The following is a 13,726-nucleotide window of genomic DNA, read 5'->3' on the forward strand; positions in this document are numbered from 1 at the left end:
CCTCATGGTGACGGATCACAACCGTATACTGCCTCTTCCTCGCAGCCTCCAGGAAGCCCCGCATGTCACTCACCCCCGGCGACATCTACGTCACGTTCAATCAGCGCCTCCAGGCCTGGACCGCCTCGCAGATCACGCATTTGAAAGACGAGGGCAGTGAGATCGCGGTGTTGACGCTGGACTGGGTCGGCGCCGATTTGCCCGACGCGGCGGCACTGGCGGCCATGAAACCCGCCCATTTCGATTTCTATTTCTGGCGCGACCGCGTCGAGCACATGTGGATCCGGGGACCGGTCCCCGCGCAGGCAAAACACGTGGGCTGGCGCGAACCGCTCGTGACGGAGGAGTCGCGCTCGTACGCGGGCGGCTGGTCGGACGGCGACTCGCATGAGAACCAGCGGCGTTGGAATGCGATCGATGCCGACGCCCGGGCACGCTTCAAGGCCGCCGCCCACGCCGACACGCCCGACCAGACCGTGCTGCTGGAGCTGCCGGGCCGCAAGATCACCCGCGCGATGCGGGGCCTGGACAGCGCGGCCTTGCTCGCCGCGCCGTCGCTCGCCACGTTCGACGACATGCCCCTGCTGATGAAGCTGCAGATCGACGCGCCCGTGGCCGGCCTGATGGACTGGATCTGCACCAGACCTATCCTCAACGAACTGGACTACGCCAGCCTGGGCGAGCCGGTCGTCGACCTGCGCGGCACCTCGTTCGGCCGGGTCGCGATCGACGTGACCGGCGTGCGCGCGCTGTATCTGAACGACGGGCTGGATGCGCTGTCGCTGCGCGGGGAGGTGCATCCGGACCTGGTCGTGCACGCCGAGGACGACGGCGCGTGGCTGCGGCTCGAACGTGAGAACGCCATTGCGTCAGGCGCCGGGCTGGCACGACTGGGCACGCTGTCGCTGCGCGGGATGAAGACGCTGGACTGCGCCGAGATCGCGCGCGAGTTCGCGCATCTGCATTCGCTGTACATCTGGGGCGCGCCAGGCGTGGCATCGGGCATCGAGCGTCTGGCCGGCCTGCGCGAGTTGGCCATGCTCATGCTCAACGACATTTTTCCGCCAGCCGACGCCCGCGTGCCGGGCCCGGACGCCTGGCCGCGTCTGCAGTCGCTCTGGCTCACCAGCATGCCGGCCGAGATTCTCGCCCAGGCCAAAAAGGACTACAAAAAGGCCGCTGCGGCGGGTCTGGACCTGGAGCTGAGCAAGCCGCGCAAGGCCGAATGGCTCGCCGCCAATCTCGATAATCCGTTCCGCGAGTGGGACGGCAGCGAACACATCGGCGCCGCGCAGGCCAAGAAGGCCGCCACGCTGTATCGCAAAACCCGCGGCGACGCGCTGAAGGCCGCCGCCACGCACGCCGGCGACACCGCCGCGCTGATGGCGGCGATGTCGGCCGTCGTGCGGGCCTACACCGAAGGCTTCAACGCGCTCGACCGACGCACCGGCTTCATCGAAACCGTGGAGCGCGACCAGATCTATATGGCGTTGATGGGCATCCTGGACGCCGCCGAGGCACGGCTCGCCGAAGTGGCCGGCGAGGGCGCGGCGACGCTGGACCGCGATGCGCTCGACCGCGCGGTGGATGAGGTGCGGGACTTCTGAGCTCAGGCGCTCAGTTCCAGACCATGACGCGTCATCACCGTCTTGAGCTGGGCAATGTCGGGCGGGCCGCCCGCGCCCAGCACCTGGGCCACTTCGCGGAAGTAGTCGGGGCCGATGTTCGCGGGCGAGAACACAACCAGTGCGCGCGCGGGCACGTCGCCGGGGTTGGAAAAGTGATGCACGCTGCCGCGCGGCGAGAAACAGTGATCCCCGGCGGCGAGCACGCGCACACAGTCATCCACGCGGTAGGTCAGGGTGCCTTCGAGAATGTGGATGGTTTCGTCGACATCGGTGTGACGATGCGGAGGTGGGACCTTGGCCTGCGGCTGGACCACCATTTCCGCCATCACCATGTGGCCCGTGGTGTCGTTGCCATCCACCAGAAATCGCATCGACAGAGAGCCGATGGTGATGAGTTCATTGCGCTGAGCTTCCATGAGAAGGCTCCCTGAGTGATGCGGGTTGTCGAAGGTGTTGTGGTAAAGTGACTTTACTGAACACTTTATCGACATGACTACTCCTCGTCAATCTCAATCCGAACAGCGCTTTGCCGGAGATCCGGATCCGGACGATCCGCTCATCGGCGCGCGCCTGCGCTTCTGCCTGACACAGGTCGAGCAACAGCTATGCGAGGCGCTCGCCGCGGCCGGCTTTGCCGACATTCAAGTGGCCCACTTCAAGGTCTTTCGGTTTCCGCCACCGGAAAACGAGCGGCCCATCGATCTCGCGCAGCGCGCCGGCATGTCGAAACAGGCCATGAACTATCTGCTGGTGCAGCTCGAAGAGGCCGGCTACCTCGTGCGTCACAGCATCGACGGCGCGTCCGCGCGTGTGGTGTCGCTCACCGAAAAGGGTTGGCGCGTGGCCGAGCTGCAGCGTGCCACCGTGCGGGCCATCGAGCAGCAATGGGAGGCGCGGGTCGGGAGCGCGCGGTTCCAGACGTTTTATGCCGTGCTGAAGGACCTCACGGACGCCGCCTGAATGGCGCCCGCCCGGACGGGCTAGCGCCCCGGGCGTACGCGGCGACAGCGCCCCGGGCGCAGCGAGGCCCGGAGCGCTGCCTTACGCCTCGATCAGAAGCGCCAGCGCAGGTTCACCTGGGCGCCGTGTTCGCGGCTGTCCTTGGCGAGCTGGCCGGTATAGCTCACGCCCAGCGTGGTGGCGCGGCCCACGGCGAGATCGGCGCCGAGTTCCAGCACGGCCGCGTCGCGGGCGATCGGCGCACCGGCCACCGTGAAGGCCTGACTGCCTTCGAAAGCCAGCCGCGAGGTCGGCGTGACGTCGCCGAACAGATGGCGCCAACCGAGCATGGCGCTCAGCCGGCCCGCCAGCGTGCCCACGTCGACGTCCTGCGTGCCGCGCAGGCCGAGGGTCGTGGTGGTCTGGGTGGTGCGCGTCGCGCTGCCGGACAGCGCGGCGGCACCACCCGATTCCGAGAACGCACGGCTGCGCAGGTCGCTCCAGGCCACGCCCACGAACGGCTCGAGCGTGGTGCGCGCCGTGGCGTCCCAGCGGTAGCCCAGCTCGGTGAAGAGCTGCGTGGTGCTCGCGCCGTATTCGGATTCGAGCTTGGCCGTCTGGCTGAGCGCGTTGCGCTCGGTCGAGATGTCGTGCCAGGTGTAGCCCGCGCCCAGCATCAGTTTCCACGCGCCGGGGCCGGCCTCGAACGAACGGCCGCCATACAGCATTGCGGTATAGCTCGAGACGTCGGCGCGCGAGGCGCGCTCGCGGGTGTCGATGTGGCTGTCGGTGTAGCCCAGCGCCGCGCCGGCGCGCCAGCCCACGCCGACCGCATGGTCGGCACCGACGAACACGCCGCCCGTGCGCTCGCGCGTGCTCGCGGTGTTGCCGGTGCGGTCCTGCGTGCGCCAGTTGCCGAAGACCTCGGCCCAGGCGGGCTGGGCGTTGGAGCCGGGCAGCACGCTGGCCGAGGGCGCCGAGTCCGACACACCGGCCGCCGCGGTTGGCGCGCCGGGGCGCAGGCCGGCATCGAGATTGGCCCGCAGCTTGGAGAAAGACAGGTTGCGCGGTTGCGCCGCGCCCTGCGACAGCGAGCCCGTCACGCCCGCGTGAGCCTCGCCGGTCAGGCTGTTGAACACCGCCGGCGGCGCTCCTTCGGGCAGCAGCAGCACGAAATCATGCAGCGCCGAGCCGGCGGGCAGTGTTTCGAGGGCGGTGGCGACGGCGCGCTGATTGCGCGTCTGGGCCAGATCGGCAAACACGATCGGGCGCGTCGGCGCGGGTGGCGGCACCGGTTGCGCGGGCTCGCCCGGCAGCGGCGGCTCGGGGGGAGGCGGCGCGGGCGGCGGATCGACCGGGTCGACCGGATTCACGGGGTCGACCGGGATGGTCTTGCGCTCGAGCGAGAGCGCGACACGCTGCGCCTCGTAGTCGAGCTTGGGCACCAGATAGGCAAAATTCGACTGGACCGTCTTGAATTGCCCGGCCAGGGTGCCACTGGTGAGAATCGTGTACTCGCGGCGCACGCCGAAGTCGCCGCCCGCACCCACGTGCAGCACCGAGCCGTCGAGGGTCGTGTGGCCGGTGACATCGATGCGATCGCTGTCGCTCGAATCGGGATCGGCCTCGACCTCGTACACCGACTTGGGCGCGAAGGTCAGGTCGCCGGCGACGGTGAGCGTACCGATGCTGTTGCCCGGCGCGATGCGCGCGCCGTCCAGCAAGACGGTGGTGCCGACGGTGCCCGAGCCGCCGAGCGTGCCGCCGCTGGCGACCGTGATCGTGCCGCCCAACGCACCGCCCGCCGACGTGCCGACATTCAGGCGGCCGGCCTCCACGCGGGTGTTGCCCGCGAAGGCGCTGCTGTCGCCGGTCAGGGTGACCGCGCCCGAGCCCGTCTTGGAGAAGTTACCGGCGCCGCTGATCTGGCCCGCGTAGGTCGCCGTGCCGGTTTGCTCGAAGCGCAAGAGGCCGACCGGATCGATGGACACATTGCCCTGGAACCGGCCGGCGTCGGCCACCAGCATGCCCTGCAACAGATCCCAGTTGCCCGACGAGGTGCCGGTGAGCGTCAGCACGCCCGCCCCTGCCTTTTGCAGGGTACCGGTGTTGGTCACGCTACCCGCGAAGGTGCCCGGCAGGTCCTGCTCGAACACGACGGTGCCGGCATTGACGAGATCCCCGCGAATCGAGGCGGCATCGCCGATCAGCGTGCCCTCGGTGACCCGCGTGTTGCCATAGGCTTGCGTGCCCGACAGACGCAGGGTGCCCAGGCCGGACTTGACCAGATCGCCGGTGCCGCTGAGCGGCTGCCCAATCGTGAACGTGTTGGCCGGGTCGGCGATATTGACGGTACCCCCCGCGGCGGTCCACTCGATGGGCCGGGCGATGCTGGTGAAGGTCGTGCCGGTGATCTCCAGCGTGCCGCCGGCGAATCGCAGCGCGGCGGCCGGATCGCCCAGGTTGCTGTCGCGCGCGACCGACAGGGTGCCGCCCGACAGCACGGTGCTGCCCGCATAGGTATTGGTGCCGGTGAGGGTGAGCTTGCCGCCCTCGGTCTTGTCGATGCCACCGGTGCCGGAGATCACGGTGCCGATGGTGGCACTCTCGTCGGCCAACACGCGGATCTCGCTGCCGGCGGGCTTGGTCTCGAGCGTGCCGGTGCCGCCGAGCGTGTAGCCGCTGGTGGTGAATTGCAGGCCGGCGAACGACTGCGTGCCCGCGACGGCGACGTTGCCGCCACCCGCCGTGGTGAAGGCGGCGTGGTTGCCCTGCCAATCGATCGGGATGGTGCCGCCGTCGTTGAACCAGTTGGTCCCCGTGGTACTCCAGGTGGTCCCGCCCGCCCATTGTTGCAGCGTCTCGGCGCCACCCACGCCGATGCGCAGATCGATGACGTTCGGCACGTCGTAGATCAGGCTGGCCGGCCCGGACAGGCCGGGGGCGATGGTGCCCATCTGCAGCGTGCCGGTGCGCGTGCCGTCATACCGAAGCACCCGGTAGTAGCCGAGGCCGGTGTGGTTCGCGGGATTGAGCAGGTCGAACGTCCCGTTGAGCGTCACATTGCCGCCGACGACGGTGGGCGCCGTGCCGAGATCGGGGCGCAGTGTGGTGGGCGCTTGCCCGAGCGTGTACGCGACGGTGGCGCCACTCGCCACCGACAGGTCGCGCGTCACGCTGAGCCCGGAGGACGTACCGAGTTGCAGCGTGCCACCGGCTTCGAGCGTGGCACTGCCGACGACGCCGCTGCCTGTTAGTTGGGCACCTGCCTGCACCCGCACGTCGCTGCTCGTGACGCCAATGACGCGGAGCTCGCCGCCCGCCACCCGGATCTGGCCGGTATGCGCGGTCGACAGGCCGTTCAGGGTCAGCCTGTTCGACCCCGTCTTGACCAGGTCGCCAGCACCGGCGAACGAGCCCGAGAAGAGGGCGGGGGCGTTGTCGTCGCCTACGGTGAGCAGGCCGATGTTCGTGATGTTGCCGGCGCCGGACAGACTGCCCACCGTCTGCGTTGTGCCATTCATGTCGAACGTCGACAGGGTGGCAACGCCGAAGGCGCCGGTGCCGAGCACGTTGTCGGCGCCCGCCGTCAGGACGCCATCGCCCACGGTGGTGCCTCCGGTGTGCTCGTTCGCACCGCTCAGGAGAACCCGGCCACTCGTACTGATCGACCCCGTGCCGCTGATGACGCCGGCAAAGGTCTCCTGGGTGTGGCCGCCGAAATAGAGCGTGTTGGCGCCGATGAGAACGCGGGAGCCGCTCACGCCGGACAGCGCGTTCAGCGTGCGTGCGCCCGGTGCGCTGAGATCCAGGGTGCTGGTGCCGCGGTTGATCGCGACGCGCGTGCTCGCCGACAGGCTGCCGCCGGGCGCCAGCGTGACATCGCCGTTGTCGATGACCAGGCCGCCGGTCGCGTTGGCGCCACTCAGCGTCAGCGTGCCGGCGCCTCGCTTGACGATGCTGCCGGTGCCGGTCGAGGTGCCCGCGAAGGTGGCGGGATCGGCCTGGTTCACGATCAGGTTGTTCGCGCCCAGCCGCAAGGTGCTACCCGCCACGCCGGACAGCGCGCCGATCTCGCGGGCGCCGCCCGCCGCGGTGAGGTCGAGCGCCGCGCCGGCGCCGTCGAGCGTGACCGGCTGCCCGGGAGTCAGGGAGCCTACGCCGCTCAGGGCGAGCGTGCCGCCCCGGATCACGGTGCCGCCGGTGTAGGCTTGCGTATCCAGCAGCGTCAGGGTGCCCGTGCCGAGTTTCAGCAGGCCGCCCGTGCCGGTGATCCGGCCGCCAAACGTGGAGCTCGAGGTCGAGTCGACGGAGAGCCGATGGACGCCAGCCCTGACCTCGGCGCCGCCGGTCCCCGACAAATTGGAGAGTGTTGGCGCCGCGACCGCCTGCGACAGATCCAGGATCGAGGTCGAACTCGTCAACGACACCGGCGCCGTGCTGCTCAGTCGGCCCGCGCCCTCGACGCGCAGCGTGCCCGACGCCACCACCACGCCGCCGGTCGACGTCATGTCGCCCAGCAGCGTCGTCGTGCCCGCGCCGGCTTTGGTGAAGACGCCGGTGCCCGAGATGGGGCCTGACAGGCTGAAGTCCCCAGTACTCCTGACCTCAAGATTGCTGGCGGCATTCAAGGTCAGCGCGTTGTCCACGTTCAAGCCCGACAGCACGTCGAGGCTGGCGTCGCCGGCGGCAGTCAGTGCGCCGGTGCCGATCGAGCGATTGGTAAAGACGTAAAGGTTGCTGTTCTGCAGCAGCGTGCCACCCGAGTAGAAGTTGGCCTTGTACAGATACAGGGTGCCCGAGCCGGTGCGCGTGAGCTGGCCGGTCCCGGACACTTGGCCGTTCACGGTGAAGGTGCCCTCGCCGAACGTCAGCCCGCCCGTCTGCAGGTCGATGTCCTGCGTCAGGTCTAGCGGAAAAAAGGTACTGCCGTTGATCAAGGTGCCCCCGGTGCCGCGGACGCTGGTGCTGGCGTCCCCCAGCGCGGCCGAGTCCGTGATGATCGCGGTGCCGCGCAGCGTGGTCTCGGTAACGTTGGGCATCGAGCCCGAGAGCGTCCAGGCGCCGCTATCGACATTGAGCTTGTCGAAATTCACAAAATTGCCGAGCGCGATGGCGCCGTCGGTCCCGGTGCCCGCGCTCAACTCGAGCGTGTTGTTGCCGGCCGCGCCGCCGTCCACCTTGCCGGCCGCCGCAAAATCGATCCGATGCGCGCCGGCGCCGACGGTGGTGGTGTAGCTCGATGCCGTGCCCCCGCCGCTCTCCACGCTGGATCCCGTTTTGGCGACGAACCGGTTGCCGCCCGTCGCGCCGAGCGACACGCTACCGATGATGGTGCCGCCGTTGGTAAAGGTGTTGCCCGGCGCAGATCCGCCCAGGCCGACGCGGCCGATGATGGTGCCGTTATTCGTCACCAGCACCTGGGCGCCGCCGGTGGCGGCCACGGCGATGGCGTCCGCGTCCGCGATGCCCGTAACACCGACCCGGGGTCGGGCGCTGATCGTGCCACCGTTGAAAATCGTGGTCCGGCCTTGATTGCCCGCGCGCTGGTTATGGATCACGACCGCGGCCGTGCTCGGGGACGTCGCGCTGTTATAGGCGTTCGAGATCGTCCCGGCCTGATAGTTGAACAGGCTCTTTGTGCTGGCCGTATCGCTCTGCATTGTCACGCCCGCCATACTGGGCACGGAGCTCAGGGATCCGGATGCTTGCGGATTGATCGACCCGTAGTTGGTGACGGATGTGCCGGTGCCCGACAGATCGAGGGGGTTGAGCATGCCCGACTGGCTTGCGCTCAACGTCACGCCCTGGTTGACCCTGATGCTCACCTCGTCGAGGGCACTGGCGTAATTCGGTTGCAGCGGGTCCGTCGAATCACAGATCACATCCGTGCCGCCTGCCGCCGTATCGTCGCAGGCTGCCCACGCGGGTGCGCCGGCCACGGCGGCGATCGCCGCGCACAAGCTGGACAGGGCAAAGTGCCTGACCTCACGGGAGGTCGGGCGGGCGGCGAAGGAAGACATGCTTCGGACTCCAGGGGCGGCGAGCAGCGCTCACCAGATGGAATAAAGACAGGGGGGAGCTACGCGCCGTGCACCAGCGCAGAGCAAAGTGACCGTGATATTACGGTAAGTAACTCGGACTAAGGATTGGTTCCACGCGGGGCGGCTTGCTTTCTGACAAATAAATGAACAAAAGAGGCCGGGTTGGCGCGGCCGTGCGGACGGACGCCGAGCGTCGCCCATGCGCGCGGGCGGACGCCCCATGCCTCCCTGTTTGTTCGCTTGAGCCCGACGCTGCAGCGGGGCGGCTCACCGACGGTTGCAACCCGAGCCTCCCGCATCGGGGAAAATTGGGGGCGCACCCTCTGCAAGGACACTCGATGCCCGTCTCGCCCGACCGCTATCCCGCCCGCCTGTCCCGGCCGCTTGCGCTCGCCATCGCGCTCATCCTCGGCGCCGCCGGGACCGCCATCGCCGATTCCGGGCGCGCCGGCCCTGGCGCGACGGCCTCGTCAGGCACTGGAGCTGCGCGTGTGAGCGCCGCCACCTTGTCAAGCAGCGGGCCTGCGCGTCCCAGCGCTGCGGCCTCGTCCGGCAGCGAGCCGACCCGTCTCGACGCAGCCGCCTCATCAGGCAGCGAGCCGGCGAATCCCGACGCGGCCCTGGACGACGTCATGCGCCGCTATCTGCAAGCTCAGGAGGGTGAAGACAAGACCGCCGCCACGATCGCGCTGAACCAGCACCTGCGCACGGCACCCGCCTTCAAACCCCGTCCGCAGCAGGGGCTGACCTTGCCCGAGGCCTTGGTCCAGGCGCTGGCGGCGGACGTGGCCGCCCCGGTGCCGGAGGGGCGCCGCTACGGCCTCATCGGCATCATCATCCTGCTCGACGCGCCGGGGCGCGCGCGCATGGCCGACGCGGCGCTGACCGGACTGCGCCAGGCGCAAAACGATTCCGACAGGGCGTTTTCGCGCACGGCCCTGTCGGCGGCCTCCCGCAAAACGCCCGAGCTCCTCCTATCGGCGATCCGGAATTCCAGCGACGAACGCCTGCTCGGCGACCTCGCCGAAACCGCACGCGGGATCGCGCTGCCCGACGACGTGCGCCGCAAGCTCGACGCCACGGGCGCCGCGTCATCCTCGCTCGCCATCCAGGTGCAGATCGCCCAGACCCTGGGACCGGACGCCTCGGGCTACGACGACGTGGTGCGCAAGGTGATCGCCGACCTGAAACAAGCCGCGTCGGATCCGGAGCGAGAGCGCCTCATGGTGACACTCAGCCGCTTTCCGCAGCGCGGCGATACGGTGCGGCCGGCCTTGATCGAGGCCGCGGGGCAGGCTACGAAGCCGTCCCGCGTGTCATGGCGCGCGATCGCGCAGACGGGCCCGGAGGGCATCCGCTACCTCGCCACCTCCATCAAGTCCGCATCGTCCACGGATAGGCTCGTCGACCAGGCCGTCATGATGGCCTCGGTCGCGGCCGAAACCTGGCCCTTGCCCGAGGATGTCACCCGAGAAGTGATCGAAGCGTCGGCCGCGGCCTGGCTGCGCAGCGACGACCCGCTGCTGCGCTCGACAGTCAGCTGGCTGCTGGTTCGTTCCGGTCCGGCCGCGGTGGCGCCGGTCAGAGCCGCGCTCGCCGGCGCCCGGCCGAGCGAGGCGCGCAGCGAGTTGGCGGCGGTGTTGGGCCAGTTGCAGCCCTAGCGCGGACTCGGACCGGCCTCGAACGAGACCCGTCGCGGGCCGAGTGCCCCTGCACGCGGCGCAGTCTCAGCCGTCGAAATCAGGCCGGCAACGCCACGTGCTCGACCCGGTCTCGGCCGTTGTTCTTGGCGAGATAGAGCTGCTCGTCCACCGCCTTGATGAAGCCGGCGCGAGTGGCGTGGCCGTTGGGCATGACGGTGCCCGCGCCGATGCTCATCGTGACCCTCCGGCCATGCGGGGACAGGGCATGCACGATGGCCTTTTTCTGCAGCAGCCGCTGGCAGCGTTCCGCGACCTTCATCGCCAGCGCCTGATCGGCCTCGGGCAGCAGCACCACGAACTCTTCGCCGCCGTAGCGGGCCACCAGGTCACGCGGGCCGTCCAGCGCCAGGCTCAGGACCTGCGCAATCTCAATGAGGCAGTTGTCGCCCTGGGTGTGGCCATACAGATCGTTGTATTGCTTGAAGAAATCGACATCGAACATCAGGATCGACAAGGGCGTGCGCGCGGCGGCGGCGCGGTCCCATTCCAGTTCGAAACTGCCGTCGAAGCGGCGCCGGTTGGCGATGTTGGTCAGCCCGTCCTTGAACGACAGCACCTCCAGCTCCTTTTGCAGGCTGAGCAGCTTCTCCTCGGTTTTCTTGCGTTCGGTGATGTCGAACATGAAGCCGATCAGCGCCTCGACCTCGCCGGCGTCATTGCGCACCACGTGCACCACGTCGCGAATCCAGACGTAGCCGTTGTCTTTAGTCAGCGCGCGGTAGTCGGCCTCGTGGTCGACGCCTGCCCGGGATTGGCTGACGCAGAAATTGACCACATATTCCCGGTCCTCGGGATGCATGCGCATCGCCCAGTCTTCGACGGTGGCCCAGCTTTCGGTGCTCCAACCGAGCAGGGCCTCGATCTGCGGGCCGATATAGGCGAACTTCATGGTGGCCCAATCGAGCTTCCAGGGAATGGCTTTGGTCGACTCCAGCAGGGTGCGGTAGACCGCGTGGTCTTCGAAAATCGGGTTTACGTCGGTCATGCACTCGCTCTCATCGATCGGATAACGGCGCCATGCCAGGCGCGCGGCGCGGACCCCGGGCACTGCGCCGGGGCAAGCCATTCTGAGTCGGTCGCACGCGCCGCGCCATCACGGGAAACCCGCGCTCGCGCGGCTTAAGATTCGCTTCATCCTCTCGCGTATAGTCCAGGCATGCGCATCCTACTGGCCGAAGACGACGTTTCCCTGGGCGAATCGATTGAGTCGTGGCTGGCGCTCGACGGTTATGTGGTCGACCGCGTCACGCGCGGCGATCTGGCGCAGACGGCGCTCGCCACCCACGACTATCAATGCGTGTTGCTCGATCGCGGGCTGCCCGGCCTGACCGGCGATGCCTTGCTGCGCGCCTTGCGCACGCGCCGCGATACGGTGCCGGTGATCATGATCACCGCCCGCGACGCGGTGCGCGACCGGATCGAAGGGCTGGACCTGGGCGCCGACGATTATCTGGTCAAGCCCTTCGACCTCGAGGAGCTCTCGGCGCGGATCCGCGCGGCCGTCCGGCGCCACGATGGCCGCCCCGACACGGCGCTAGTGCATGGCGAGCTGGCATTGGACGAGGCCGCCAAGCAGGTGCGTTTCCAGGGGCAGCCGGTGGATCTCACGGCGCATGAGTTCGCGGTCCTGCACGCTTTGATGCGCCGGCCCGGCCATGTCGTGTCGCGCGACCAGCTCGAAGAGGCCCTGTATGGCTGGGGCGACGAGGTCGAGAGCAACACCATCGAGGTCCACATCTATAACCTGCGACGCAAACTGTCGGCCGACGTGATCAAGACGATCCGGCGCCAGGGTTACCGGTTGGCGGATTGAAATGGGCGGGGTTCGACAACTACTCGCCCGGATCAAGGCGCTGCGCTGGCCGCGCCGCGCGCCGACAGATAGCACACGCGCGCAGGCAGGTTCCCCTGCGGCCGGCTCCCCGGCGGCAGGCTCCCCTGCGGCCATGCCTCCTTCCGCCGTCTCGGCCGCCAGCGGCTATTCCATCCGCCGCCGGCTGATCTCCACCACGCTCGGCTCCAGCATCATCGTCGGCCTCGTCAGCACGGTGATCGTGCTGGCGATCGCCTGGAAGGAAGTGAGCGACGCATTCGATGACACGCTGGAAGAGGGCGCGCGCCTCGTGCTGGCGCTGGGCGAGGGCACGGGCAGCGCGCTTCCCGCGCGCGACCGCGACGACACCGGCCCGCAGTTGCGGCTGGATTATCAGATCGTCTCGCCGCAGGGCGAGGTGCTGCGGCGGGGCGAGGATGCCCCGAAGAAACCCTTCGTGGATCCGGACCGGCGCGACAAGCGCTTCTACGAGGTGCGGGCCGAGGGCGAGGATTGGCGCGTGTACGTGCGCCGCCATGAAAAGCTGGGGTTCTCGGTGCAGATCGGCCAGGAGCTGGACGACCGCACCGACCTGATCCTCGACATGCTCGAGTCGCTGGCCTGGCCGCTCGTCGGCCTGTGGCTGCTGCTCGGACTGGTGAACTGGTGGCTGATCCGCCGGCTGCTCGCGCCGCTGGAGCGCATGACGCGCGGGCTGGCGGCCAAGTCGTCGGCCGACCTGACGCCCCTGTCGTACGACGGCCGTGCCAACGAGGTGCGCGCCATCGTCAACGCGCTGAATCTCCTGTTTGCCCGGCTCGCCGGCGCGCTCGAAAGCGAACGGCGCTTCACGGCCGACGCGGCGCACGAGCTGCGCACGCCGCTGGCCGCGCTCGCGTCCCGCATCCAGCTGATGCAGCGCAGCCTGCCGGCCGACGCGCCGCCGGCCGAGGTCAACCAGCTGCGCCGTCTGCGCGACGACGTGAATCGCAGCACGGCACTGGTCGAAAATCTGCTGCAACTGGCGCGGCTCGATCCGCAGTCGGCCGACATGCTGCCGGTGGCGCCGGTCGCCGTGCAGGCGCTCCTGGATGAAGTGGTCAAGCTCTGCGCGCCGGCGGCGGCGGCGCGGCAGGTGACGGTGCGCGTCGATTGCCGGGTGACGAGCCTGGAGGGCAATCACGAGGCGCTGTGTACCGCGTTGCGTAATCTGCTGCACAACGCCATCGTGTATGGCCGCGAAGGCGGGCGCGTCGAGATCGCCGCCGTGGCGCGCGGCAATCAGCTCGAACTCAGCGTGCGCGACGATGGCGCGGGCGTGACGCCCGAAGACCGGGAGCGGCTCGCGCAACGTTTCTTCCGCGTGCTTGGCACGCAGGTGCAGGGCAGCGGCCTCGGCCTGTCGATCGCGGCGCGGGTGGCGCAACTGCACGGCGGCGCCTTGCGGTTCGGCGAGGGGATCGACGGCCGCGGCCTGGGCGCGGTGCTCGCGCTGCCGCAGCCGCGCTGAGGACCGAACCGCGGCCTGCGCGAAAGCCGTGCGGCGCCACTCGGGACGCTATGCTTGACTAGCAGTGACCCGGCTCAGATTCTCTTAAT

The 13,726-nt window shown here is 68.9% G+C and carries 8 protein-coding genes; 5 read left to right on the forward strand and 3 right to left on the reverse strand.

Going from position 1 to position 13,726, the window contains the following annotated elements; all coding sequences use genetic code 11:
* Positions 1–62 precede the first annotated feature (62 nt).
* Positions 63–1,607, forward strand: coding sequence for a hypothetical protein (locus tag CEK29_RS12525; protein WP_094858297.1), 1,545 nt, complete (start codon positions 63–65; stop codon positions 1,605–1,607).
* 2 nt (positions 1,608–1,609) lie between these two features.
* On the opposite strand, the gene CEK29_RS12530 is transcribed toward CEK29_RS12525, so the two are convergent.
* Positions 1,610–2,044, reverse strand: a complete 435-nt coding sequence (locus CEK29_RS12530; protein WP_094858298.1) for a cupin domain-containing protein — start codon at positions 2,042–2,044, stop codon at positions 1,610–1,612.
* A 73-nt stretch (positions 2,045–2,117) separates the two neighbouring features.
* On the opposite strand from CEK29_RS12530, the gene CEK29_RS12535 reads away from it, so the two are divergent.
* Positions 2,118–2,588, forward strand: a complete 471-nt coding sequence (locus CEK29_RS12535; RefSeq protein WP_094858299.1) for a MarR family winged helix-turn-helix transcriptional regulator — start codon at positions 2,118–2,120, stop codon at positions 2,586–2,588.
* Positions 2,589–2,680: 92 nt separating this feature from the next.
* Here the strand turns inward: CEK29_RS12535 and CEK29_RS12540 are convergent, their stop codons facing one another.
* The gene (locus CEK29_RS12540; protein ID WP_094858300.1) at positions 2,681–8,590 is read right to left on the reverse strand and encodes an autotransporter domain-containing protein; all 5,910 of its coding nucleotides are present in this window, start codon (positions 8,588–8,590) and stop codon (positions 2,681–2,683) included.
* Between the two features lie 359 nt (positions 8,591–8,949).
* On the opposite strand from CEK29_RS12540, the gene CEK29_RS12545 reads away from it, so the two are divergent.
* Positions 8,950–10,272 carry a hypothetical protein gene (locus CEK29_RS12545; RefSeq protein ID WP_094858301.1) on the forward strand — a complete coding sequence of 441 codons (1,323 nt, stop codon included), beginning with the start codon at positions 8,950–8,952 and terminating at the stop codon, positions 10,270–10,272.
* Positions 10,273–10,351: 79 nt separating this feature from the next.
* Here CEK29_RS12545 and CEK29_RS12550 read toward each other — a convergent pair whose 3' ends face one another.
* Entirely contained in the window at positions 10,352–11,299 is a 948-nt protein-coding gene (locus CEK29_RS12550) for a sensor domain-containing diguanylate cyclase (RefSeq protein ID WP_094858302.1), read from the reverse strand.
* A 171-nt stretch (positions 11,300–11,470) separates the two neighbouring features.
* Here CEK29_RS12550 and CEK29_RS12555 point away from each other — a divergent pair, with 171 nt between their 5' ends.
* Both CEK29_RS12555 and CEK29_RS12560 read left to right on the forward strand, forming a co-directional pair.
* Positions 11,471–12,127 (forward strand): response regulator, encoded by a 657-nt coding sequence (locus CEK29_RS12555; RefSeq protein WP_094800002.1) that lies wholly within the window; start codon positions 11,471–11,473, stop codon positions 12,125–12,127.
* Positions 12,128–12,260: 133 nt separating this feature from the next.
* Positions 12,261–13,637 (forward strand): ATP-binding protein, encoded by a 1,377-nt coding sequence (locus CEK29_RS12560; RefSeq protein ID WP_094858303.1) that lies wholly within the window; start codon positions 12,261–12,263, stop codon positions 13,635–13,637.
* Positions 13,638–13,726: the final 89 nt, after the last annotated feature.

The sequence above is a fragment of the Bordetella genomosp. 5 genome (assembly GCF_002261475.1).
GTDB lineage: Bacteria > Pseudomonadota > Gammaproteobacteria > Burkholderiales > Burkholderiaceae_B > Bordetella.

Bases quoted from the DNA above. Each gene is read 5' to 3' on its own strand.
- CEK29_RS12555 (WP_094800002.1), top strand. From the start codon at position 11,471: ATGCGCATCCTACTGGCCGAAGACGACGTTTCCCTGGGCGAATCGATT.
- CEK29_RS12525 (WP_094858297.1), top strand. From the start codon at position 63: ATGTCACTCACCCCCGGCGACATCTACGTCACGTTCAATCAGCGCCTC.
- CEK29_RS12540 (WP_094858300.1), bottom strand. From the start codon at position 8,590: ATGTCTTCCTTCGCCGCCCGCCCGACCTCCCGTGAGGTCAGGCACTTT.
- CEK29_RS12550 (WP_094858302.1), bottom strand. From the start codon at position 11,299: ATGACCGACGTAAACCCGATTTTCGAAGACCACGCGGTCTACCGCACC.
- CEK29_RS12545 (WP_094858301.1), top strand. From the start codon at position 8,950: ATGCCCGTCTCGCCCGACCGCTATCCCGCCCGCCTGTCCCGGCCGCTT.
- CEK29_RS12560 (WP_094858303.1), top strand. From the start codon at position 12,261: ATGCCTCCTTCCGCCGTCTCGGCCGCCAGCGGCTATTCCATCCGCCGC.
- CEK29_RS12535 (WP_094858299.1), top strand. From the start codon at position 2,118: ATGACTACTCCTCGTCAATCTCAATCCGAACAGCGCTTTGCCGGAGAT.
- CEK29_RS12530 (WP_094858298.1), bottom strand. From the start codon at position 2,044: ATGGAAGCTCAGCGCAATGAACTCATCACCATCGGCTCTCTGTCGATG.